This window comes from Sharpea azabuensis DSM 18934 (genome assembly GCF_000702165.1).
GTDB lineage: Bacteria > Bacillota_I > Bacilli_A > Erysipelotrichales > Coprobacillaceae > Sharpea > Sharpea azabuensis.
The window spans coordinates 22,378-46,911 of record NZ_JNKU01000017.1 but is presented as its reverse complement, the minus strand read 5'-3'; the positions used below and the strand labels follow the sequence as shown (position 1 = coordinate 46,911).

Annotated in this window: 24 protein-coding genes; 15 read left to right on the top strand and 9 right to left on the bottom strand. The window is 36.7% G+C overall.

What is annotated here, in order from left to right:
- The first annotated feature begins 247 nt into the window (after positions 1 to 247).
- Positions 248 to 1,651, top strand: coding sequence for an alanine/glycine:cation symporter family protein (locus T529_RS0105165; protein ID WP_033162553.1), 1,404 nt, complete (start codon positions 248 to 250; stop codon positions 1,649 to 1,651).
- 26 nt (positions 1,652 to 1,677) lie between these two features.
- Here the strand turns inward: T529_RS0105165 and T529_RS0105160 are convergent, their stop codons facing one another.
- Entirely contained in the window at positions 1,678 to 2,556 is an 879-nt protein-coding gene (locus tag T529_RS0105160; protein ID WP_033162552.1) for a MurR/RpiR family transcriptional regulator, read from the bottom strand.
- 154 nt (positions 2,557 to 2,710) lie between these two features.
- Here T529_RS0105160 and T529_RS0105155 point away from each other — a divergent pair, with 154 nt between their 5' ends.
- Entirely contained in the window at positions 2,711 to 4,096 is a 1,386-nt protein-coding gene (locus T529_RS0105155) for a glycoside hydrolase family 1 protein (RefSeq protein WP_033162551.1), read from the top strand.
- 27 nt (positions 4,097 to 4,123) lie between these two features.
- Here the strand turns inward: T529_RS0105155 and T529_RS0105150 are convergent, their stop codons facing one another.
- Positions 4,124 to 4,699, bottom strand: a complete 576-nt coding sequence (locus T529_RS0105150; protein WP_033162550.1) for a ferritin family protein — start codon at positions 4,697 to 4,699, stop codon at positions 4,124 to 4,126.
- 166 nt (positions 4,700 to 4,865) lie between these two features.
- Here T529_RS0105150 and T529_RS0105145 point away from each other — a divergent pair, with 166 nt between their 5' ends.
- Complete coding sequence (locus T529_RS0105145) at positions 4,866 to 6,170, top strand: alpha-amylase family glycosyl hydrolase (RefSeq protein WP_033162549.1); 1,305 nt, start codon at positions 4,866 to 4,868, stop codon at positions 6,168 to 6,170.
- 139 nt (positions 6,171 to 6,309) lie between these two features.
- Here the strand turns inward: T529_RS0105145 and T529_RS0105140 are convergent, their stop codons facing one another.
- From T529_RS0105140 to T529_RS0105130, 3 genes are all read right to left on the bottom strand, one after another.
- On the bottom strand, positions 6,310 to 7,893 hold the full coding sequence (locus tag T529_RS0105140) for an ABC1 kinase family protein (RefSeq protein WP_033162548.1): 1,584 nt from the start codon (positions 7,891 to 7,893) through the stop codon (positions 6,310 to 6,312).
- Between the two features lie 3 nt (positions 7,894 to 7,896).
- Positions 7,897 to 8,193 (bottom strand): phasin family protein, encoded by a 297-nt coding sequence (locus tag T529_RS0105135; protein ID WP_033162547.1) that lies wholly within the window; start codon positions 8,191 to 8,193, stop codon positions 7,897 to 7,899.
- Between the two features lie 104 nt (positions 8,194 to 8,297).
- Entirely contained in the window at positions 8,298 to 9,071 is a 774-nt protein-coding gene (locus T529_RS0105130; RefSeq protein WP_033162546.1) for an SDR family NAD(P)-dependent oxidoreductase, read from the bottom strand.
- Positions 9,072 to 9,217: 146 nt separating this feature from the next.
- Here T529_RS0105130 and T529_RS0105125 point away from each other — a divergent pair, with 146 nt between their 5' ends.
- The 7 genes from T529_RS0105125 (at position 9,218) to T529_RS12760 (ending at position 14,457) form a co-directional block, all read left to right on the top strand.
- Positions 9,218 to 9,859, top strand: a complete 642-nt coding sequence (locus T529_RS0105125; protein ID WP_033162545.1) for a Crp/Fnr family transcriptional regulator — start codon at positions 9,218 to 9,220, stop codon at positions 9,857 to 9,859.
- Positions 9,860 to 9,903: 44 nt separating this feature from the next.
- Positions 9,904 to 10,680 carry a glutamate racemase gene (gene murI, locus T529_RS0105120; protein WP_033162544.1) on the top strand — a complete coding sequence of 259 codons (777 nt, stop codon included), beginning with the start codon at positions 9,904 to 9,906 and terminating at the stop codon, positions 10,678 to 10,680.
- Between the two features lie 83 nt (positions 10,681 to 10,763).
- Positions 10,764 to 11,669, top strand: coding sequence for a S1C family serine protease (locus tag T529_RS0105115; RefSeq protein WP_033162543.1), 906 nt, complete (start codon positions 10,764 to 10,766; stop codon positions 11,667 to 11,669).
- 91 nt (positions 11,670 to 11,760) lie between these two features.
- Positions 11,761 to 12,153 (top strand): hypothetical protein, encoded by a 393-nt coding sequence (locus tag T529_RS0105110; RefSeq protein WP_033162542.1) that lies wholly within the window; start codon positions 11,761 to 11,763, stop codon positions 12,151 to 12,153.
- Between the two features lie 2 nt (positions 12,154 to 12,155).
- Positions 12,156 to 12,989: a DUF5685 family protein gene (locus T529_RS0105105; RefSeq protein ID WP_033162541.1), complete on the top strand. Its 834-nt coding sequence runs from the start codon at positions 12,156 to 12,158 to the stop codon at positions 12,987 to 12,989.
- Positions 12,976 to 13,581, top strand: coding sequence for a J domain-containing protein (locus T529_RS0105100; RefSeq protein ID WP_033162540.1), 606 nt, complete (start codon positions 12,976 to 12,978; stop codon positions 13,579 to 13,581). The genes T529_RS0105105 and T529_RS0105100 overlap by 14 nt, the downstream gene beginning before the upstream one ends.
- Positions 13,582 to 13,695: 114 nt before the next feature.
- Positions 13,696 to 14,457: a prepilin peptidase gene (locus tag T529_RS12760; RefSeq protein ID WP_033162539.1), complete on the top strand. Its 762-nt coding sequence runs from the start codon at positions 13,696 to 13,698 to the stop codon at positions 14,455 to 14,457.
- A 540-nt stretch (positions 14,458 to 14,997) separates the two neighbouring features.
- Here the strand turns inward: T529_RS12760 and T529_RS0105090 are convergent.
- Complete coding sequence (locus T529_RS0105090) at positions 14,998 to 15,282, bottom strand: hypothetical protein (RefSeq protein ID WP_033162538.1); 285 nt, start codon at positions 15,280 to 15,282, stop codon at positions 14,998 to 15,000.
- A gap of 98 nt (positions 15,283 to 15,380) precedes the next feature.
- On the opposite strand from T529_RS0105090, the gene T529_RS0105085 reads away from it, so the two are divergent.
- Positions 15,381 to 16,199 carry a DUF7973 family transport facilitator gene (locus tag T529_RS0105085; RefSeq protein WP_143064928.1) on the top strand — a complete coding sequence of 273 codons (819 nt, stop codon included), beginning with the start codon at positions 15,381 to 15,383 and terminating at the stop codon, positions 16,197 to 16,199.
- Between the two features lie 20 nt (positions 16,200 to 16,219).
- On the top strand, positions 16,220 to 17,695 hold the full coding sequence (locus tag T529_RS0105080; RefSeq protein ID WP_033162536.1) for an NAD(P)H-hydrate dehydratase: 1,476 nt from the start codon (positions 16,220 to 16,222) through the stop codon (positions 17,693 to 17,695).
- Positions 17,696 to 17,716: 21 nt separating this feature from the next.
- Here T529_RS0105080 and T529_RS0105075 read toward each other — a convergent pair whose 3' ends face one another.
- Positions 17,717 to 18,034 carry a hypothetical protein gene (locus tag T529_RS0105075; RefSeq protein ID WP_033162535.1) on the bottom strand — a complete coding sequence of 106 codons (318 nt, stop codon included), beginning with the start codon at positions 18,032 to 18,034 and terminating at the stop codon, positions 17,717 to 17,719.
- Between the two features lie 140 nt (positions 18,035 to 18,174).
- Between T529_RS0105075 and T529_RS0105070 the strand changes: the two genes are divergently transcribed.
- Complete coding sequence (locus T529_RS0105070) at positions 18,175 to 19,095, top strand: GTP-binding protein (RefSeq protein WP_033162534.1); 921 nt, start codon at positions 18,175 to 18,177, stop codon at positions 19,093 to 19,095.
- A gap of 50 nt (positions 19,096 to 19,145) precedes the next feature.
- Here T529_RS0105070 and pgeF read toward each other — a convergent pair whose 3' ends face one another.
- Positions 19,146 to 19,910 carry a peptidoglycan editing factor PgeF gene (pgeF, locus tag T529_RS0105065; protein WP_033162533.1) on the bottom strand — a complete coding sequence of 255 codons (765 nt, stop codon included), beginning with the start codon at positions 19,908 to 19,910 and terminating at the stop codon, positions 19,146 to 19,148.
- Entirely contained in the window at positions 19,903 to 21,549 is a 1,647-nt protein-coding gene (locus T529_RS0105060; protein WP_033162532.1) for an Rqc2 family fibronectin-binding protein, read from the bottom strand. The genes pgeF and T529_RS0105060 overlap by 8 nt, the downstream gene beginning before the upstream one ends.
- A gap of 152 nt (positions 21,550 to 21,701) precedes the next feature.
- On the opposite strand from T529_RS0105060, the gene gmk reads away from it, so the two are divergent.
- Positions 21,702 to 22,265, top strand: a complete 564-nt coding sequence (gene gmk / locus T529_RS0105055) for a guanylate kinase (RefSeq protein ID WP_033162531.1) — start codon at positions 21,702 to 21,704, stop codon at positions 22,263 to 22,265.
- Positions 22,266 to 22,346: 81 nt separating this feature from the next.
- The gene (gene priA, locus T529_RS0105050; protein WP_033162530.1) at positions 22,347 to 24,533 is read left to right on the top strand and encodes a replication restart helicase PriA; all 2,187 of its coding nucleotides are present in this window, start codon (positions 22,347 to 22,349) and stop codon (positions 24,531 to 24,533) included.
- The last annotated feature ends 1 nt before the right edge of the window (position 24,534 follow it).

Here is a 24,534-nt window from a genome sequence, read left to right as displayed (position 1 = left end):
GTAGAGGCGAAGTGGACACGCCTGTAAGAATAAGGATTGCCTGACTTGTCAGGTGGAAACTTAAATATCAAACTTCTTAAATAGAACCGTCAGGTTCTTAGAAGCCACCTACCTTTAGGTGGGTGGTAGTTCACAATGCCCTAAGCGTCTTTATTTAGTTTTTTTCATATCCTGCAAACCCAAAAAATCATTGGTATTCCTCTCATTATTTCGATATACTGTAAAAATAAATGAAAGGAAGTGTTTTATGTTAGAAATTCTAAAAGATATTGATAGCATTATGTATTATCCCGTATTATTGGTGGTACTAGGTTTTGCAGCATTATATTTTACGTTACGTACTCGTTTTGTACAGGTTCGTCATTTTAAAGAATCATTACGTATTATCTTTGAAAAGCCAAGTGATGATCGTGCTGTTTCATCATTCCAGGCTTTGATGGTTTCAACAGCTTCACGTGTTGGAACGGGTAATATTGTTGGTGTGTCAACAGCTATCTGTTTAGGTGGCCCTGGGGCGGTATTCTGGATGTGGCTATTAGCTTTCTTTGGTGCTTCATCAGCCTTTATGGAGAGTACTTTAGCCCAGATTTATAAAAAGAAAAATAAAGAGACAGGGGAATACTTTGGTGGCCCTGCTTATTATATTGAACAGGCTCTTCATTCAAAGTTTTTTGCGGGAGCATTTGTCATTTTCTTGATTCTAACTTATGGGGTTGGTTTCAATATGCTTTGCAGCTATAACTTACAATCAACCTTTATCGAATATTCTTTCTACGATGCTAAAATTACACCATATATTATTGGTGCTATTTTAGCTCTTCTTGTAGCCGTTGTTATTTTTGGTGGCGGTAAACGTATTGTTCATATTACGGAAATCGTTGTACCGGTGATGGGAATTCTCTATGTGGTTGCATCACTGATTGTATTGTTTGCCCATGCATCAATTATTCCATCGGTTGTTAAGCTTGTTATTCATGATGCCTTTAATTTTAAGGCTATTTTTTCAGGGATGGCTGGCAGCTGTATGATCTATGGTATTAAGCGTGGCCTTTATTCTAATGAAGCAGGTGTTGGCTCGGCACCTAATGCAAGTGCTTCAGCCGATGTTACACATCCTGTCAAGCAAGGTCTAGTTCAGATGCTTTCTGTCTATATTGATACATTATTGCTTTGCTCAGCAACCGCAATCATGTGCTTGTCATCAGGTATTTTACCTTCAGTCAAGCTTTCGGGAGCACCATATGTCCAGAATGCGCTTGCGACAGTCTTTGGGAAATTTGGCCCTATATTTATTACGGCTGCCATGATTCTCTTTGCCTTCACAACATTAATTGGTAATCTTTATTATATTGATAATGCTGTGGCTTACTTAAATAAGAAAAAAGTGCCTGGTAAAAAAACAATGCAGTTCATTCATCTCATCTGCGTGCTTGTTATATTTGCAGGTGCTATTATTCCAATGGATGCTGCCTGGGCTTTGGCAGATATTTCCATGGGTCTTATGACTTTAATTAATTTACCAGCTTGTTTCTTATTAAGTTCAACAGTCATTAAGGCGCTTAAAGATTATGAACAACAACGACAATATGTTGAGCATCCGGTTTTCAAAGCGAAGAGTATTAATTTGGAAGGACTGGATTGCTGGGATTAGAAAACGAGGAAGAACTCCTCGTTTTTTTAATCATTTTCATCTTTTAATAAATGGGCTGGTCGTTTATCACTCATCTTATCGAAACTAATTTTATGATCTAGATGACCGTCATAGTCTTCCTGAAAATAACAGCAATAAATAACTGAAAGAATATATTCAATAGAAAGAATGCTAGAAAAAGGAGCAATCTTATGAAAGAGCTTTTCTCTTGTATCAGTGGAAATGATAATATCGGCATAACGTGAAAGCTGGTTATCACCTAAGCTTGTAATAGCGATTAAAGGCGTATGCTTGCTTTTGAGAATTTTCACCCATCGAATAACATTTTCTGTTTCACCGCTATAGGAAATGACAATGGCAAGATGATCAGGAGCTGATGCTGAAGCTAAGAATGTCTGTGAACCATCAAGTGAACGCATATCTACATTCTTGCCTATTCTTGTCATTTTATTTTGAAATAAAGCTGCAGCAAGCAAGGAGTTCTCCGTACCATAAAGATCGATGATCCTAGCTTTTTTCATCATTTTAATGACTTTTCGTAAGACTTTTTCATCAAGCAAGGATTTTGTATGTTCTAAAGTCTGATGCGAAAGCAAAATTAAATTATTCATGATTTCTTCATAGCTGCTTTCTTTTGTGAAAGGGAAATTAACATCGATTTCATTATCTGACAGTGAAAGCTTTTCAAGTTCAGCTGAATAACGGATACGAAAATCATTATAGCCTTCTAGACCTATTTTCTTTGTCAGACGCACAATCGTAGCGGGTGAAGTATATGTCTTTTCGGCCAGTGTAGAAATAGAATCTTTGACAACATCTTTGCCATTTGTGAGGATATAGCGCGCTATTTCCTTTTCACTATCGGTAAAGTGATCCTCTAGTTCTAATTGTGTTCTAATGTTCATGTTATATCACCATTCTTATTATAACATGAAAAATATTTTCAAAAAATAAGGGTTTTAATGAAAAAAGTTGAAATAAAATTGAAAGCGTTTGTAATCTTCTTTACATCAAAAAAGAAAGGTGTCTAAAATAAACGTGTATTGGAGGAGAATGATTATGTCACAATTACCAAAGAATTTTTACTGGGGTGGATCTGTTTCATCATTTCAGACTGAAGGGGCCTGGAATGAAGGAGGGAAGGGTCTATCCATCTATGATGTCAGACCAACTCCGGCTGGTCATGCTGATTGGAAAGTTGCTATTGATGAATATCATCGTTATAAAGAAGATATTGCATTAATGAAACAAATGCATTTTAATTTTTACCGTTTTTCAATTGCCTGGAGTCGTATTATTCCTAATGGTGATGATGATGTGAATGAAGAAGGGGTTGCTTTTTATAATCGTCTGATTGATGAACTGATTGCCAATGGCATTACACCAATGATTACCTTAGTTCATTTTGATATGCCTTATAAACTTGTTAAGGAATATAATGGCTTTGCATCACGTTATGTTGTTGATTTGTTTGAACGATATGCAAGAGTATGCATGGAACGATTTGGCGATCGTGTTAAGCATTGGATGAGTTTTAATGAACAGAATTTACATTCTATGCGTCTTATTTATTCTAATGCTGAAGTTGTGCCTGAAGGGATAAGCGAACCTGCATTTCTTTATCAGGTTGCGCATAATGTCATGATTGCTCATTGTAAAGCAGTTAAAGCTCTAAGAGAACTTGTACCTGATGCAAAGTTTGGTGGCATGACGACAATCACGAATTACTATCCAGCAACAACAACTCCACAAAACAATCTTTTTGTACAAAAAGCAAACAATCTTATGAATATGTGGGTGACACATGTCCATGCCAAAGGGAGCTATCCAAGCTACTATACGCATTATCTCAAAGAACGTGGCTGGTACCCACACTTTGAAGAAGGTGATGAAGAACTTTTAAAGAATACATGCGATTATTTATGTTTCTCTTATTATCGTAGCAATACGCTAACTGAAGGTGAATTTGACATGACAACACCATTTGCTGATATTGTTGAAAAGCATGTTATTAAAAATCCTCATCTCGAAGCCACAGAATGGGGCTGGGAGAAGGATGCCAAAGGTTTGCGTTATGTCATGAATGATCTCTATGAACGCTATGATATGCCAATCTTTATTCTTGAAAATGGCATGGGAGCAAGGGAATCGCTTGATGAAAATGAAGAGATACATGATGATTATCGAATCAAGTATCATCAAGAACACATCGAAGAAATGAAAAAAGCCATCATTGAAGATGGAGTAGAGTGTCTTGGCTATATTACCTGGGGACCTATTGATATTCCTTCAAGTAGTTGTGAAGTGGCTAAACGATATGGCTTTGTTTATGTCAATCGTACCGATAGCGAACTGTTAGATCTAAGAAGAATTCCTAAGAAATCCTTCTACTGGATTGCTCAGGTATTTGGCAGTAATGGAGAAAATCTTAGCAATAACGAATAAAGGTACCGGAATTCCGGTACCTGTCTTTTATTTACCAAAGTATCTCTTTAATAAACCTTCGAATGCCTTACCATGACGTGCTTCATCACGACCGATTTCATGAACAGTATCATGAATAGCATCTAAGTTTAACTGCTTAGCTTTGCTAGCAATATCCTGTCTAGCCTGAGTAGCACCATATTCAGCTTCAGCACGCATCTTTAAGTTTTCTTCAGTTGAATCAGTTAATACTTCACCTAATAATTCAGCAAACTTTGCAGCATGTTCTGCTTCTTCCCATGCAGCTTTTTCATAGAAAGCACCAATTTCAGGATAGCCTTCACGAATAGCAACACGGCTCATAGCTAAATACATACCAACTTCTGAGCATTCACCTTCAAAGCAAGCTCTTAAGTCATTCTTTAAATCTTCAGGAGCATCTTTTGCTACACCTAAAACATGTTCGCAAGCCCAAGTCTTGTTTTCTTCGTCCAAAGGAACGAATTTAGATTTAGGCTGATGACATGTTGGACAAGTCCAAGTTTCTGGTAAATCAGCAAATTTTACGCCTTCTTTTTCTTCGTCATAGATATGACCGCATACTGTACATCTGTACTTCATAATTTCTTCATCCTTTCTTTGAGGGGTTACCCCTTACACACTAATTACATTATTATCTAAATGCTTTATGAATGCAATTAGTTTGCTTAAAAATATTAAATATTCATAGAATATATTTTTCAAGGGCTTTCAAAAAGTGTATAATGACAAAAACGAGGAGGTATGTAAGATGTGGTTTAATAAAAGTGTGTTTTATCAGATCTATACATTGAACTTTTGTGATGCACCAAGCTTCAATGATGGTATTGTTGAAGAACATCGTATTTTAAGAGTATTAGCATTTAGTGATTATTTAAAGAAACTAGGCATTAAAGCTGTCTATTTTAATCCTATTTTTTCTAGTGATCATCATGGTTATGATACACGTGATTATCGCCGTCTTGATGAACGTTTGGGTCATAATGAAGATTTCAAGAAGGTCGTTGATGATCTTCATAAGAAGGGCATAAAAGTCGTCCTTGATGGTGTATTCAATCATGTTGGTAGAGGTTTCTTCGCTTTTGAGGATGTTAGAAGCAATCGTGAAAATAGTCGTTATAGAGATTGGTTCCATATTGATTTTAATGGCAACTCTGATTATAACGATGGTTTCTGGTATGAAGGATGGGAAGGGCATTATGAATTAGTAAAGCTCAATCTCGAAAATCCTGAAGTACAGGACTATCTCAAGGAATCGGTGAAGTTCTGGATTGAATATTTTGATATTGATGGTATTCGTCTTGATGTAGCTTATTCATTACCACGCTGGTTTATGGCTATGCTTTCTGATTTTGCCCGAAGTTTTAAGCCTGATTTCTTTATGGTTGGTGAAGTGCTTGGTGATAATGCTGGCTATATGTTTGATGAAGGACATCTTGATGCCATTACTGATTATCCTGGCTATAAAGGCATGTGGAGCAGCTTCAATTCTTTAAATATGTTTGAAATTGCGCATACACTTAAACGTAATATGTTTGATATGTATCGAGGAAAAAGCTTGCTGACTTTCTTAGACAATCATGATGTTGATCGTATCGCAAGCAAACTTTCGGATAAAAAGAAACTGCCATTATTATTTGCTTTACAGCTAACATTACCTGGTATTCCATGTATCTATTATGGTTCGGAATGGGGAACTGAAGGCAAGAAGATACCAGGAATGAGCGACGATAGCTTACGTCCAGCATTCACAAAGCCAGAGCCTAATGAATTGACAGAATATATCGAGCAGTTAATTCATTTGAGAAATGAACATCCAGCTCTCAACAGTGGCCAATTCAAAGAACTCCTTCTCACAAATAAGCAATATGTATTTGAAAGAGAAGCTGAGGGTGAAAGAATTATTGTTGCTTTAAATATTGATGATGCACCATTTGTAGCGCATTTCAATGCCAATAGTGGAACAGGTGAAGACTTGCTGACTAATGAAAAACATGATTTTGGAGCAGGCAGTGAGTTAGCACCACTTTCTATTGCCATCTGGAAAACAGAATAGACTTATAAAAATAGCGACACATGATGCCGCTATTTTTGCTTTATGATATGCTATAAAAAGTACGAAATGAAAATGATGCTTATTAACTGTAAAATTGAAAAGAGGTCTGCTTAAAGACCTCAAATTTAAAAAAATCTTTTTAATCCTGATCATGTTCTAATCGCCATAGCAGCATGACAACAAGGATTGTCCCTGCCACATATCCAATAAAGGATAATAGGGGCATCCCAAAAACATTATGTTCTAATGGCGATAAAGTAAGAATACTTGCTGAGAGATAGAGAAAACCAGAAACAATAGCAATAACAATATGATTCCAATTATGCTTCTCTAGGCGCATATCACGATCACTTTTATTCTCTTTTACATTTAATGTAATATGTCCATTTTTTGCAAGCTTAAGAAGATCAAAGACAATAGATGGAGTGGCCAATCCTTTTTTACTAGAAGTATAGAAAGATTGAGCAATATGTAATATCTGAGTTTTTAGATCTAGTTCTTTCTGCCATTTAATACGCATATGGTTGGCGAGAATTTCTATCAGGTTACAAGATGGAGAGATTTCGCCAAGGGTTCCATTGATGGTCAGCATCGCACGTAAAAGCAATGTTAAATCAGCTGGTACGGCAATCTTGTTTGTTTTGACAATCTCAATACATCCCTCAATAAGTGGCCCAAAATTAAAATCACCAAAATTACGTTGCTTATATTTCTCAACAATCATATTCAGCTGATAGATGAGCTGACTTTCGTTGATTTTCTGTTCTGGCTTTGTCAGCATCAAGAAAGCTTCTTCTAAATCGTAGATATCATCATCTAAGATTGCTTTGATACCTTTTGTGAGAATTTGTTGCGTTGAAGGGGTGACTGTGCCCATCATGCCAAAGTCAATCCAGGCAATCTTGTTGTCGGTAACATGAATATTACCGGGATGTGGGTCAGCATGGAAAAAACCATCATCAAGAATCTGTTTGACAAAGTTTTCTGCTGTCTTTCTTGCGATATCATCAATGTCATAGCCTAAATTCTTTAATTCATTGACTTGATCGACTTGTAGATTTCCAACATCATTCATGACAATAAGATGTCTTGTTGTATACTCGTGGTAAACATGGGGAACAAGAATATAATTAATATCCTGGTTACATTGGGCAAAATGGTCGATATTATCAGCTTCTTTGAAAAAGTCCATTTCTATCTGGCTCGTCCGCCATAATTCCTCAATGACTGCTCTAAAATCAAGGAGGTCACCTGTGCCAGTAGCTAATTTTAAAATCTTGCAAGCTTGTCTAAGCAGCTTGATATCAGCTTCCATGGTTTCATAAATGTAAGGTCGCTGGACTTTGATTACTACTTTTTCTCCACTAAGTAGAAATGCTTCATGGACTTGCGCAATTGATGCGGATCCTAAAGGCTCCTTTACAATTGAGGAGAACACTTCATTTATCGGTTGCTTGAGTTCTTCTTCAATAATGTTTTTGACTTCATCATAAGCAAGAGGAGTCACATCGGTGCGAAGCTTTTCAAGTTCCTTACAATATTCGTGGGGAATCATATCGGAACGCATGCTCATAATCTGCCCAAATTTGACATATGTTGGGCCAAGATCTTCAAGAATCTCTCTAAGTTTTATGGGGGTTAGGCCGGTTAAGATATGATGCTTATTTAAGACAGAAATGATTTCACTTAATCGTCGAGAAGCATGCTTGTCTTCTCTTGCCATAAACTAGTCTTCCTGCGTATCTTCTTCTTTTTCTTCTTCGCTGTCCAATTCAGCAAGCTTTGCTTTTAGGGCATCTCTTTCTTCTTTTGAAAGCTTTTCAACACGATTTAACATCGCATCGCTTACTTTATTGCTTGCTTTACGCTTAAGCTCTTCATTAAGAACTTTACCCTGATCAACAGTAATTTCACCTTTCTTAACAAGATCATCAATAATATCTTTTGATTTTTCAGCTGTTGTGGCAGCTGCACCAATTCCTAATAATAACAATTTCTTTACATTTTCAGTTAAATGATCCATAAAAATCACGCTCCTTTTAATAAATCTATTGTATCACACAACAACACTTATCAAAAGGATTCTGATTTATTTAGTATAAGAAAAAGGATTCCGTGATGGAATCCTTACATAGCTGTATAACCGCCATCAACAGGTAGGTTCACACCTGTGACATAGGAACTCATTGGTGAAGATAAGAAGAGGACAGCAGTATCCAATTCGCCTTCTTCACCATAACGTTCTAATGGAATCATTGTTTTGGCATTTTGCTGGAAGAAGTCAGAATTGAGTGTTTCACGAGTAAGATCTGTATAGAAATAGCCAGGGCAGATGGCATTGACAGTAATGTGATGCTTGCCCCATTCAGCAGCTAATGCTCTTGTAAGATTGACTACGCCACCCTTAGCAGCATGGTAAGGGGATGAACCAGCAATCTTATTTCCCACAAGTCCATACATTGATGCAATGTTGATAATACGACCATATTGAGCAGGGATCATGGCTTTCTTAGCAACTGCTCTAGCCATTTTAAAAGTTCCAAACAAGTCAATATTCATTTCATTTTCAAACTGCTGATCAGTAATATCCTCAGCATTACCAACTGCGCCAGTTCCAGCATTATTAACAAGGATATCAATATGTCCAAAACGTGATAAGACGTCCTCGATAACTTCATCAACGCGCTTTGTATCAGTAATATCGCATTGTAAGCCAATAGCTTCTACGCCAAATTCCTCACTGATACTTTTTGCGACGGCTTCAACTTTTTCTTTACGTCTTGCCAGAGCAACAATCTTGGCTCCATGACTAGCAAGGGCCTTGGCCATCTGGACACCTAAACCAGCTGATGCCCCCGTGACCAAAGCAACTTGATCCTTTAAATTAAAATAATTCTTCATATGTTTACCTCCAATGTGTTATATAATCGACATATTTATTATAAAGCGAGTATTGTCCCATTTCAAGAAATATGAAAACGCTAACAATTGATATGATTTGAAATAAATCTCAAACTCTTATAAAATAGAAACAAGGAGCAATTTGTATGAATATTGAAGCATTAACAAAATTGCCTGTTTTTAAGGGCATTGAAGCAAATGAATTAGAAAGTTTGCTTGGAAAAATAAGTAGTCGTGAAGTATATTTTCAAAAAGGCGAACAGGTCTTTTCGCAAGGAGATATTATTCATGAGATAGGGATTGTTTTAGAAGGTGAATTAAATGGGGTCGGAGTAGACTTGGTTAGCCATGCAAATATTGTTGCCCATTTAAGTGCTCCAGATATCTTTGGTGAAGCTTATGCCAATATGCGTGAACCCATGTTGATTAGTATTGAAGCACAAACACCTGCGCATATTCTATTTATTGATGTGGATGCGATGCGTAAAGTCAACCATGCCAAACTTAATGAGAATATATTGATGCTCATTGCAATGAAGAACTTACAGCTCTCACGTAAGATACTCATGATCACACCAAAAAGTATCAGTGAACGCATTCTTGCTTATTTGTCCACACAAGCAGCAATTCATCATAGTGATGAATTCGATATTCCTTTTGATCGACAGCAGCTTGCAGATTATTTATTAGTGGATCGTTCAGCTTTATCTCACAGTTTATCGGTATTAAAAAGAGAAGGCATTATTGAATATCATAAGAATCACTTTAAGGTTCTTGTGAGAGATTGATTTTCTTTATCAGTAAGATTAAGATGTGTGTGGAGGAATTGAAAATGAAAAAAGATTTAAATGGATATATTGGTGTATTTGATTCAGGACTTGGCGGAATTTCCGTCTTAAAGGAAATGGTGAAGCTTTTGCCACATGAAAAATTCTATTTCTATGGTGATAGTGCCCGTGCTCCATATGGTGAAAGATCACTTAAGGAAGTGCAGGACTATACGATGGAAACAATGAATAATATGGTCAACCATGGTGTTAAGGCTATTGTTGTGGCTTGTAATACAGCTACTAGTGCAGCTATCGAAATGGTAAGAGATGTGTTTACTGATATTATTGTTATTGGTGTGGAACCGGCTTTAAAACCAGCAGCAGAAGCTAATGATGGGGAAATCTTAGTGATGGCAACAGAAAACACATTAAGACTTGATAAATATCATGAGCTTGCTAAGACATATGGCAATCATGTCAATGTCAAAGAAGTTGCCTGCAATGGACTTGCTCAGGCCATTGAAACTGGTGATGTTGATGGCGAGGAAGTACGTGTTGTCCTGCATAAGCTCTTAGCTCCATATAAAGGTGAAGTTAAGAGTGTTGTATTAGGCTGTACGCATTATCCTTTTGTCAAGAATGCCATTCGTGAAGTGCTTGGTGATGATATCAAATTCTATGATGGTGCAGCAGGAACTGCTCGTCAGCTTGCAAGCAAGCTTGCAGAAGCTGGCAAGATCAATAATGAAGGTGAAGGTGAAGTTATCTTTGAATCAAGCAAGAATGATCCTGAAGAAATTGCGCTATATGAAACATTCCTGAATAAATCAACTGACTAATTCCCATAGTTTCACAAAATATGTACATAGATTTCATGTAATAGTGACATATACTAGAAGCATATTCGAAAGGAATGATAGATATGAACGAAAATAATTCAAATAATATGAACCAGGTAAAAAAGAGAGGCATTGGTTCTGCATTTATTATTATTCTTCTTGTCCTCGTATTATGTTTTGGTGCTGGGGCTGGAGGGGCATATGTTGTCTTGAAGCTAAATGGTGCTTCAGTCATTACGACAACGTCCTCAACACCAGCTACAACAACATCATCAAGCAAGAAGGATGCCTCAAATATTGCTAAGAAAATGACGGACTCTGTTGTAGCCATTACAACTGAAGCCATGACCACAAGCAATTTCTGGTTTGGTAGTCAGGTTGTCTCTGGAGCTGGTTCTGGTGTCATTATGAGTAGTGATGGCTACATCATTACAAATGCCCATGTTGTCAATGGAGCAAGTACAATCAAGGTCACTACAAGTGATGAGAAGACATATACAGCGAAATTAGTTGGTAAATATACACAAGGTGATATTGCTGTAATTAAGATTAATGCGACAGGATTAAGCGCAGCAACATTTGGTGATAGTGATAAGATTACTCAGGGACAGACAGCTTATGCAGTTGGTAATCCTGAAGGTACATTCTCTGGTTCAATTACTTCTGGCATTGTTTCAGCATTGAATCGTACAATCACTGTCTCAATTGATGATTCATCATCTGACGGTGAAAACAACCAGTATTCACAATACTTTGGTCGTACTCAGAATACATCTACAACAGCCAAGCTCAATGTCATCCAGACAGATGCAGCCGTTTCTCCAGGTAATTCTGGTGGAGGCTTATTTGATAGCAATGGAACTTTAATTGGGATTGTGAATGCCAAGAGCTCGGATACAAATTCTGAAGGCCTAGGCTTCGCTATTCCGGTTAATACGGCATTAAAAATCGCTAAGAGCTTAATTTCAAAAGGATCTTATTCGGCATAGAAAAGAAGGACTCGTCCTTCTTTTTTATGGCGTGGTTCATGAAATATTCATATAGAGTCGTTAAGCTGATGGCTATTATAGGAGGAAAATTATGCGTAATTTCTTATATAGATTAATGATGGGACGCTATGGCAGTGATCGTCTCAATAAACATTTATTGATTCTTTCAATTGTTTTGACAATTGCTAATGTCTTTGTCAAGAGTGTGATTATCTATGTTTTTGTTTATATACTCTTATTGTATGTGCTCTTTCGTATGCTTTCTAAAAATATCAATAAACGCTATCAGGAAAATCAGCGTTATGAACAAAGTATTGCCCCTATTATGAAAAGGGTAAGTGTCATCAAGAAGTCATCAAAAGATAAAGATCACAAATATTACATATGTCCAACATGTAAACAGATTGTCCGTGTACCTAAAGGTAAGGGACGTATAGATATTCGTTGTCCACGTTGTTCAACTGTTTTTGAAAAGAGAACTTAAGCATGTTTGGATATATTCAATATAATAAAGATGCTTTAAGCGAGGATGATTTTGCTTTATATCGTTCCTATTATTGTGGATTATGTAAATCTATTAAACAGCTTTATGGCGTCAAGGCGACTCGTATTCTATCAAATGACTTAACATTTATCGAAGTACTTTTGTCAGCTCTCAATGAACCACTTGAAGAAGTCATTGAAGAGAAATGCATGGTGAATCCTTTGCTTAAAGTGACAACACGTATAAATAAGTATGATTCCTATGTCGCAAAAATGAATGTTGTCTTAGCTTATTTTAAAGCTGTTGATGATGTTCATGATGAAGGACGACATAAAAGCATGCTCAAATCACTTACAAAGCCTTTTGAAGAAATCAAAGAGGAATATCCTGAAAAGATTCAACATATTGAACTGGCATTAGAGAAAATAAATCAGTTAGAAAATGAATCATGTAATGATTTAGATCTTTTATGTAATACATTTGGTAGGGTGATGGGAGAAATTGTTTCATATGATGCTGTTTTTGCTGATGAGCTTTATTCACTTGGATATCATCTTGGTAAATTCATTTATTTAATGGATGCCTATGATGACTTATTTGAGGATATAAAGAAGGGCACATTTAATCCTTTAAAGAAAAGATCTCAAGATGAACACTTTGATGATGACGTTAAAATGATGCTTGAGATATTCATGGGAGATGCTGCATTGTCATATGAAAAACTGCCTATTATCACCCATAGTGATATTTTAAGAAATATTCTTTATTCGGGTGTATGGGCAAAGTATAATCAAGTCAGAGAAAAAAGGGGAGAAAAGAAGAATGAATCCTTATGATATATTAGGTATTTCTAGTGATGCAAGTGATGAGGAAGTCAAGAAAGCCTATCGCAGACTTTCCAAGAAATATCATCCAGACGCTAATATAGGTTCGCCACATCAGGCAGAATATACTGAAAAATTCAAAGAAGTACAAAATGCCTATAAAACCATCATGGATGCGAGAAAAAATGGGACGCAAGCTAGTTTCAATGGTCAGTATCAGAATCAGACAGGACAGGAGGCTTATGCCTATAATCAAGCGGCAATGTATATGCAGGCTAACCAATTTGATGAAGCCTGGAAAATTCTTGATACAATTCGTGTACGTAATGATGTCTGGTTTTACTATTCAGCCATTTGTCAGAATGCCCTAGGGAATCGTCTGCAGGCAATTGAATTTGCGAAAACAGCCTACAGCATGAATCCCAATAACTTGGAATATATCATTCTTTTACAATCACTCCAATCAGGTTCTTCACAGTATCAACAGACATCATCCCAATATGGTCGAGCTTTTTCACCAAGTCAGTGCTGTTATGCTTATTTATTGGTGCAATGTCTTTGTGGGGCTTGTTTTGGTGGCCGTTATGGAATCATTTGCTGTTAGACGCTTAAGGCGTCTTTTTTTCTTGAATGATATATTTAAAAATAAACAAAGGTTATGATATGATAATAACAACAAGGGAGACATATTGATTGAATGTGATAGAAAGGAATTTGGATGCATCCAGCTTTAATTTTCTATTATATTTACTGCTTTATTTTTGGAAGCATTGTTGCTTCGTTCGTGAATGTTGTTATTTATCGTTTACCTCGAGGGATCTCAATCGTTAAGGGACGTAGTTATTGCACAAATTGTCATCATGTACTTCAAATACGAGATCTAGTTCCGGTGGTAAGCTATATTCTTTTAAGAGGGAAATGTCGCTATTGCCATACGAAGATATCGCTCGTTCATCCCTTGGTTGAAATGAGCGGTGGCATACTTAGTATCTTTTGTTTTTGTCATTACGGCTTGAGTTTGACCTGCTTATTTGTTTTCGTCCTGTCAATGGCTTTCTTAGCAATCAGCATTATTGATATTGAAACAATGACCATTCCCAACCAGCTAAATATCACAATTGGAATACTTGCTCTTTTATCCGTGTTTATTTGGCATAGGCCATTTCTCTCACGTGTCTTAGGTGCTGCCTTTAGTGGAACAATGCTGCTAATGAATTTTATAAAGGAAGATAGTTTTGGTGGGGGAGATATTAAACTGTGCTTTTTTACAGGCTTTATGCTTGGTATTGTAAATATGACTGTTGCAATGTTGATTGCAATACTAAGTGGTGGATTTTGCGCAATGATTCTCATCATCATGCATCAGGTAAAACTTAAAGCGCATATGGCATTTGGACCCTTTATTTGTCTAGGTTGCCTGATGGGACTTATATATGGAGAGAAACTTGCATTATTCTATTTACACCTCTTCTATTACTAGTTATACATGCGCAAGGCACTATCATCCCTTATGTAAAGAGGTTGAAAAATCGCTTCTGTTGTTTTTTGAAAGCTTCTTCGCTTTTGGGATGGACTTTTTCCTATGCTTTTAACATATAAAGTTCGCTTGGCTGGATAGGTGATGAGTGTCTTAGTTGTGCTGCTCATCACTTTTTTCATACATTAAATTGAAAGTTTTCTAAAGGTTAAGCTAGAGCTCTCTTAAAGCGTCTAGCATAAGTTTGTATACGAAAAGGCCACCGAATTGTGGTGGCTTTGCTTATGATTTAATTTACCCTCATGCACTTCTTTTCAATCTTTTCTATACTTTCTAACAATTTTCTTTCTAGTTTCTTGATAGGTGTTATGATTATCATTGCATTCCTTTTATCCTATATTTTGGTTCATAGCAATTTTATTGGAATGACTAGCTCGTTTACAGGATAGAGGAATAATCTTTACAATATGGCTTGTTGCCATCAATCAAATAATAAGCATGATCTTTTAAGCTTGCAAGTATGGGTACTTTACAATGTGTTTGTTAGTGGCTGAGCAAGCCGTTTTGGCGCTTAAAAGTGCGTAAATCTTCACAAAGTAACTGAAATTCTTCATAACTATTTGTATTGCTGACAATCTTATCAATAATAGCTTTGTTTTTATCCAATACAGCATAACCTTTCTCAGCAATTTCCTGATTGTCTGTAAGGGAATGAATAATAGCTTTTAGCTGTTCATATAAATCATCATTTTTTAGTTTTTCATAATCATAGAAATGTGCAACATCAAGCACATTCATTAAAGCTCTCGCAATTAAATCTCTTTCCATATTTATCACCGCGTCTATTTTATCAAATATTATAAAAAGAAGAAAATCTTTTTTTGTTTTCATAAAAGAGAATTATAATAGTATTAGAAGGGGGCAAAATGATGAAACTAGAATATCTACTTCTTGCTTTAGCTGGTGGTGGCCTCGGTAGCCTTATTGGTGGAATACAGATCTTTATAATAACTGGTTTTGTAGGCCTTGTTGCAGTTTTAGGCAATCATGGACTGCTGCTGCATTTTCACACACAGCCATTGCTTATACCGGCTGTAATCTTTAATGGTGCTGTGGTTGCAACAGCCTATGCTTCAAAAAAATATCAGATCAAAGGCTTTGATATAAGCAAGCCTTTAATCTTTACTGGCGACCCGCTTGTTTTTATTTTCGGGGCATTGGGTGGACTGATAGGATATTGCCTTCTTATTCTTGCAACAAAACTAAAGCTGCCATTTGATGCTGGTGCTTTTAGTATTGTAATGGTAGGAACATGCACACGTTTTATCCTTGGCAGTAAGCAGCTCTATAATCATCGGGGAATTGTATTTCTAGAAGAAGGTGATAAACGATATTGGATTTATCTTGTTTTATTTGCCTTGTCGATTTCTTTTTTAACAGGCTATCTAACAAAGATTACAAAATACTATTCATTAGGTTTTAGTCTTTCTGCCTTTTCACTTGTATTTTCCCTCAGTGATTCACGTTTTCCAGCAACTCATCATATTACTTTAATTGCAGGCTATGCAATGATGTATACCCATGACATTTTGTTAACGCTTCTTTTTGGCGTCTTAGCTGCAGCTATATGTGATATGTTTGCAAGAGTATTTAATAGTGAATGTGGAACCCATATTGATCCACCTTGCGTATCAATACTGGTCTGTTCCTTTCTTATATTTTTACTTTTTAAAGGATTGTTTTAAATTTAAGGAGATGAGTTAAAATGTATATTGGTAGTCAGAATCAGTTAAAAGCATATGATCAGTATTTGATGGATCATGGTTATAGTATTTATGAACTAGTTGATAAAGCAAGTGATTGTCTGAAAAAGCATTTTATGGATTATGATCAAATTGGATTATTAGTTGGACCTGGCAATAATGGGGCGGATGCACTCTCGCTTGGAATAAAGCTGGCAAATGAAGGAAAAGATGTGAAGCTTTATTATATTGGGAATCACCAGAAGTTCTCTGCTGGCAACCAATTCTATTTTGATATTTGTGAAAATAATAATCTGACGCTTATCGAATTAAGTGATGAGAAACTTGATGATTTTTTGAAAGACCTAAGTGTGCTTGATGTTATGGGTGATGGCTTTTTTGGCTTTGGCTTGAATAGCGCTCCAAGAGGCTTATATGCAACTGTCATATCTATGATCAATAGCCATTTTGAAGGCGATGTTATTGCAATTGATATTCCAACAGGACTTAATTGCAATACGGGTAAACCCTATGCCAACACCCTTTATGCTTCAAAGACGATTGCTTTAAGTGCATTGAAGGAAGGCTTTTTAAATCCCGATAGTTCAACTTTTACTGGAGAAGTAATTGTCGAAGAACTGGCAATAGATAATCCCTTTGAGCAGGCTGGACTTGTTAAATATTTTGATAGATCTGATGCCAGGAAAATGTTGAAAGAACGCAAATATGATGGCTATAAGAATTATTATGGCGTTGATTTACTTGTAGCAGGAAGCGCTCAATACAAGGGGGCAGCTCTTTTAGCAACAAAAGGAGCGGTAGCAAGTGGAGCAGGTATTATTCATCTTTCTTCAGCAAAGGAAGTTGTTGATATCATGCCGCTTTATCTTCCCGAGGCAATTAGTGAAATAAGACCGGGTAGCTATAGTCGTGAAATGTTGAAAAAATTTGATGCAATTTGTATAGGACCTGGCTTGGGGCTGGATATGGATGCATATCATTGCTTTATTGATGTCATTGAAAATTCTTCTTGCCCACTTATCATTGATGCGGATGGCTTAACAATTCTCTCCAACAATCTGGAATTACTTGATCGACAGCAACGCCCAATCATTCTCACCCCACATCTTGGAGAATTTAAACGCCTATGTGATTTTTCTGGCGATGATCAATTAACAGAAGTAGCAATCAACTTTGCACAAGAACATCATTGTATTCTTGTTTTAAAGGGACCACATACACTTGTGACTGATGGCAAGCATTCTTACAAAAATGCCTCAGGTAATAAAGCAATGGCAGTAGGTGGCATGGGGGATACACTTGCAGGGATGATGACAGCTTTTCTAGGTGGTCATTATCAGGCCATTGAAGCAGCCATTCTTGCTGTCTATATCCATGGCTTTACAGGTGATTTGATTGCGCGAGATCATTATACTGTTTTGCCTGAAGAATTATCTAAAATGATTCCTCATGCCATGTCTTTAATTGGGCAAAAATAAAAGGTGCCGTAGCACCTTTTTCTATGCAGTAAATTCTTTTTTCATGAGAGTATAGAAATCGATATCTGTTTGGGCATCCTCAATTAAATTATCGAAAGTTCTGATTTTTCTTACATCAGGAAGATAATCCATCTTAACATAGTTTGCTCTTAGTGTTTTAAGAACTTCTAATAAATCTTTCTTTGTTTCAATCTGTGAAGCTGCATATTCAGCGACATCTGCCGAAGTAAACTCTTTGTCATGTTTTACTTTATGGAAGATGGCAGCTTCCTTCTGTAATTTTGTATTATTTTTTAAGATCATGTCATAAGACAGTTTTGCTGTATCCTGTTCAGCCATTGTAAACACCTCCGTAATTCATATTGTACACTGATTTTTTAGGAATGAAAAGGCTATCTATGTTTTGTAGGAAAATATCTGAACACACAATTTGAATAGGAAAATATGAGTTGCTATAATGAAGTCAAGAGGTGATAAGCATGATTAAAGTTGATTTAATTACCGGCTTCTTAGGTTCTGGGAAGACGACTTTTATAAAAAAATATGTGGAATACTTAGCGAGTCAGCATTTACGAGTGGCTGTTATTGAGAATGATTATGGTGCTATAAATGTTGACCGTATGCTTTTATCCGAGGCGCTTGAAGGTAAGGCGGATGTTGAAATGGTTATTGGCGGTGATAAGGATTGCCGTATCCGACGTTTCAAGACAAAGCTTATTTCTATGGGCATGCAGGGCTATGATCGTGTGATTGTTGAACCTTCTGGAATTTATGATGTGGATGAATTCTTTGATGTCCTTCATGAAGCGCCACTTGATCAATGGTATGAAATTGGCAATGTCATTGCTCTTGTTAACAGCAGACTTGAGGCCCTTTCTAAACAATCTGACTATGTTCTAGCAAGTGAAGTAGCTTATGCTGGAAAGATTATTCTAAGTCGTGTTGATGAAGCAAAAGAAGATGATATCAAACATACTATTGACCATCTTAATAAAGCGTTAAGAGAGCATCATAGTCAGCGTGATATTACAAATGATATTATCGCAAAGAGATGGGATGATTATCGTGATGAAGACTTTGCAGGTATTATGGAAAGTGGCTATCAGTTAGGTATATTCTATAAGCAAGCTATTGATGATGATTTCTTCCGTTCACTTTTCTTCCTTAATGTTCATCTCGATAAAGCGGGGCTTAAACAAAAAGCAAATTCTGTATTTCGAGATCCTGATGTTGGTCATGTCATTCGTATCAAAGGATTTGTTAATGAAGACGGACAGTGGTATGAGGTCAATGCAACAAAGGATGATATTCATGTTGAGGCAATAAATGATGGCCAGGAAGTTATCATTGTTATTGGTGAACAGCTTGATGAAGAAAAACTGCATCAGTATTTTCAATAGGTGGGAAACTACCTATTTTTTGATATAAAGAAAAAGCAGGAAATCCTGCTTTAGTCAAGCATGTAAATGATTGACATGTTACGATCTTTTGTCTTTGTCTTGCGATAAGAGAAGAAACGTTCATCTTCATAGGTACAGATGGGAGATTGTTCAATATGTTCTTCCTTAACACCAAGATTAAGTAATTGCTGTTTAATGAGTCCTTTTGTATTCAATAAATAATGTGTTTCATCTTTGACTTTATAAAATGAAGAAGTATCAAAACTCATTGCTTTTACAAGATTGATAATATCATCCATTGCTTCAAAGTTTCTTTGTTCAATAGCTGGTCCTGTATAAACGAGGAGCTGTGTGGGATCGACATTTTCATTTTCAATCAGATGCTTTGTGACTTTGCCAACAATTTCATGAACAGTGCCTTTCCATCCAGAATGAATAGCAGCAATCAGCTCTTGGTCAGGACTATACATTAATACTGGGCAGCAGTCCGCATGGCTGCTCCATAGTACTAAACCTTTATCACGCGTATATGTGGCATCGGTCGCTGGGAGTGCAGTGTCTAGTGAATACATCCCTTTACCGCCATCTTCGAGGGTAACTTTTACAAAATGATCTGTATGTTCCTGATGGGGCAGAATCATATGATCAAGGGGAATGTGAAGCTGCTTGGCAAGAGCTTCTCTGTTTCTCATTGTTTGTTCGTCATTCATGCCATTTAATCCAAGATTAAAGTTATGACCTTCCTCATCATATGCAGGAACACTATAGGCATGAACATATTCATTGTTGAATTGAGCAGCAATTAGTTTAACCATTTTTCTTTTTCATAACCTCCGTTAAAAAAGTATCATCAGGATCTATATAAATTGTTTTGTAATTGGAAAGTAAGACAAGTCCAGGTTTGTTGGAGTGTGGCTTTTTGAGCGTTCTTACTTGAGCGTAGTTGACTGGGACGGAACTTGAAAGACGCCCTTTGGAATAGTAGGCAGCTATTTTTGCGGCAAGTCTTATTGTATATTCATCAAGATTCTGACTATGAACAATGACATGGGAACCAGGCATGTCTTTGACATGGAACCACATATCAAAACGATTTGCCTTTTTAAAGGTCAAATAGTCATTTTGTAAGTTGTTCTTCCCTACGTAGATGGCAATACCGTCTTTTGTGATAAGGGTTGTATAGTGAGGTTCCTTCTTCTTTTTGTGAAGTTTTTTGACTTGTTTCTTTTTTAGATAGCCTAAACCTTCAAGTTCTTCCTTGATTTCTAAAGCATCATAATAATCAGCTTGTTCAATTGATGTATTTAAGGTATCAAAGTAATCTATTTCTTCTTTTGTCAGCCTGATTTGTTCTTCTAAGACCTTAAGTGAATTCTTTGCTTTCTGATATTTATTATAATAGCGATTAGCATTCCCTTTGCCATCAAAACGCACATCAAGCTCAATCGTCATCTTTGTTCCATCATAATAGTTATCAACAACAACTTCTTTCATGCCCTTATGCACTTTATCTAGTGAAGCATAGAGGAGGTCGCCTTTAATGCGATAATCATCACTATTTTGTGAATCAAAAAGCGTTTTTTCAAGTTTATGCAATTTATTGACATTCTTAGTATATTCATTCTTGATATAACGCATTAAGTCATTTGTCTGCTGTTTGATACGATCGCGCTGATCTAGTGAATCATAGAATAGATCAAGGCCTTCGAACAAGGGATAACATGCAGCATTTTCAGAGATGTTAGTAAGGGGAATGATGTGGTAGTAATCTTTTTTTGCAGTCTTGATAATATAGAGATGTTCACTGCTTTCAAGCTGGCTCATGATTGATTGAAAAGATTCACCTTTTTCAATACGATATTTCACTTCCACAGCTAGGTCTTTAGAAAAGCCCTCATAAATCTTGATGAGATTATCACTAGGAATATAGTCCTGGGTAAAAGGATTTTTCTTTTCTATTAATGGTGGTAAATGGTAAGTAATTCCAGGCTGTAAGAAACGCATGGATTCACTAGGGGATACGCGCTTAAGACATTCGATAATCCGGTTGTTTTCATCAGTTAATGTAAAGTTGGAATGCTTGCCCATGATTTCGATATAGAGATAGAGCGTAACCTGGTCTTTGAACTCGTTACGTCCTCTCAATGTCATCTTAACAATACGATCCAACCCTATTTGTTCGATTTTCTCGATAAAGCTTCCTTCCATGTGCTTACGCATCAGCATTGTCATTGCATCAGGAAAATCCGGTGTTGGATAATCGAGATTTGTGAGCTGAATACGGGCATATGTTGGATGGATGGAAACAAGAAATTTCTTGTTTTTATTATGGGCACGGATAACCATCAATAGTTCATATTGTGATATTGCATAGAGTTTTGATATTCTTCCACTTTCTATTTCTTCTTTTAATTTCTTGGTTACTGCATTAAGGACAATGCCGTCAAATGCCATTTCAATCACCTCTAGGGCAGTATATCATAAATCTTTCTTGTCGCCTAAGGTTTCTATTTGCGATGATTAGGAATTTGTCGAGGATGTTATAAATAAGTTGTAATTAGATGTTATTCTTTTTATAATGTCTTAAAAGATTGAGGAGGAAGCCCATGAAGAGAGGTACATTAATTATTCTGAGTGGTCCTAGTGGTGTAGGCAAAGGGACAGTTCGAGAACAATTATTTAAGATGAATGATTTAAACTTAGCATATTCCATTTCGATGACAACCCGCAAGCCACGCCCTGGGGAAGTCAATGGAGTTGATTATTATTTCGTTGATCAGGCAACATTTAATCAAAAGATTCAAGAGGATGGCTTCTTGGAATATGCTCAGTTTGTCAGCAATTCATATGGCACACCTAAAGACAAAGTCGAAGAAATGCTTGAAGAAGGGAAAAATGTTGTCTTAGAAATTGAAGTGCAGGGAGCACTCCAGGTTATGGAAAAGGTTCCAGAAGCCCTAACAATTTTCTTGGTACCACCATCAATGGAAGAACTTGAAAGAAGAATCCGTGGTCGCAAGACAGAAGCAGAAAGCGTCATGCAGGAAAGACTTGCCAAAGCTGAACGTGAAATCAAAACAAAAGACAGCTATAAGCATGTCGTTGTGAATAATACTGTTGAGCAGGCAGCTAATGAAATAGCAGATATTATTCGTCACAATATTAACTAGGTATATGCCTAGTTTTTTTGTTTCTGATTTTTGTATTTGATAAAAATATGATAGAATGAGAAAAATAGAGGGGAGCTAGGTATGTATATTGTAAGTGTATTAATTGAACATGGAACCAATCGTTTATCGCAGCCATTTTCCTATCTATCCAATAATGAAGTGATGGAGGGGGTTCGTGTCCGGGTGATGTTCAATCATCAAAAACTTATTGGCTATAGCTTAGGGTGCCAGTATACCAATCTTTCTTCAAAAGAACTCGCCTTGCGTGATGGCTTTCGCTATAACTATATTCTTGAAGTTATTGATGATAAGCCTCTTCTTAACAAAGAACTTGTTGCTTTGTCAGAGCAGATGAGCAAGCTTTATATCACAAGTCAGATTGTCTGTCTGCAAGCTATGTTACCTAAAGCCCTGAAACCAAAAAGCGGCAAGAGTGTTGCTATTAAGAGTCAAAAAGCTGCACGTATTATTCAAAAAGGTGAAGCTACAACCAAAACACAAAAAGCTCTTTATCAATATCTCTTGACACCGGGCATTCACTTTGTTAAGGATTTGCCATATTCTTCTTCACCTTTAAAAGGCTTAGTCGAACAAGGGCTCGTAGAAATCTATGATCAGGAAATCAAGCGTATTCCCCAAATCTCATCAACACAAGAACATCATGCCATCACTCTAACAAAGCAACAACAAGATATTGTTGATGGGATAATGGCAAGAAGCGAAAGAATTAGTCTCATTCATGGGGTGACTGGTTCGGGAAAAACAGAAATCTATTTAGCGCTTACTAAAAGAATGCTGTCTGAAAATAAGAATGTCATTATGCTTGTTCCCGAAATTGCCTTAACACCGATGATGGTTGCTATTTTCAAAGAACGCTTTGGTGATGATGTTGCAATTTTTCATTCGCGCTTATCCGAGGGGGAGCGCTATGATGAATATCGCCGAATTGCTGCGAGAGAGGTTCATATTGTTGTTGGGGCGCGTTCGGCAATCTTTGCACCGCTGATGAATATTGGCTTGATTATTATGGATGAAGAACATGATGCCTCCTACAAACAAGAGTCAGCACCTAGATATGCAACATTGACCATTGCGAAAATGCGAGCAAAGTATCATCATGCCAATATTGTGTTAGGTAGTGCTACACCAAGTGTAGAAAGCTATGCAAGAGCTTTGAAAGGTGTCTATGATCTCTATGAGCTTCCAGAAAGAATTAATAAAAAGCCATTGCCAGCATGTACTATTGTAGATATGGCACAAGAAGCAAAAGCTAATCATTATGGACTGTTAAGTCGGTTGATGGAAGAGCGGCTTGAACAAACTTTAGAAAAAGGCGAACAAGCTATTCTATTATTGAATAAGCGCGGTTATGCATCATTTGTGAAATGTGAAGACTGTGGAGAGGTTGTAAAATGCCCTCATTGTGATGTGACATTGACCTATCATAAAAGTGAGAATAGCTTAAAATGTCATTATTGCGGCTACACAGTACCCATGATTAGCCATTGTCCACATTGTCATTCAAGTGCCTTAAAACGAATTGGCATTGGTACACAGCGTATTGAAGAAGAGCTTCATCAGCGCTTTTACAATGCAAAGATCATTCGTTATGATTATGATACAACAAGAAATAAGAATGATCATGTACGATTGCTTGAAGCATTTGAAAAGCAGGAAGCCAATATTCTTCTAGGCACACAAATGATTGCCAAAGGGCTTGATTTTGAGAATGTCACATTTGTCGGTGTATTAAATGCAGATTTGACTTTAGCCATTCCTGATTACCGCTCTAGTGAAAGAACCTTTGATCTATTAGCACAAGTGGGTGGCAGAAGCGGCAGAGGCAAGAAAACTGGCACGGTCGTCATTCAAACCTATAATCCAGATCACTATGCTATTGTTGATGGGGCTAAAGCTGACTATCGTTCCTTCTATAATGAAGAAATGAAATTTAGGAAATTGGCATACTATCCGCCATATTGTCATCTCGTCGCACTGACAATACAGTCGGCTAGAGAAGAAGATGTAGAAAAGGCGGCAAGTGATATTAAGGACTATCTTGTTCGTCAGCTTCATCAAGTGCGTATTCTTGGTCCTGCAAAGCTTACTATTTATAAGCTTCAAGATATTTATCGGATGCGGATCATGATTAAATATAAACAGGCTGATGAGGTATTTAAAGTACTTAATCAGCTTGATGACTTTTACAATCATAAAACAAGAAAGGTGGCATTGGTATGCGATTTTAACCCGTATACCGCAATATAAT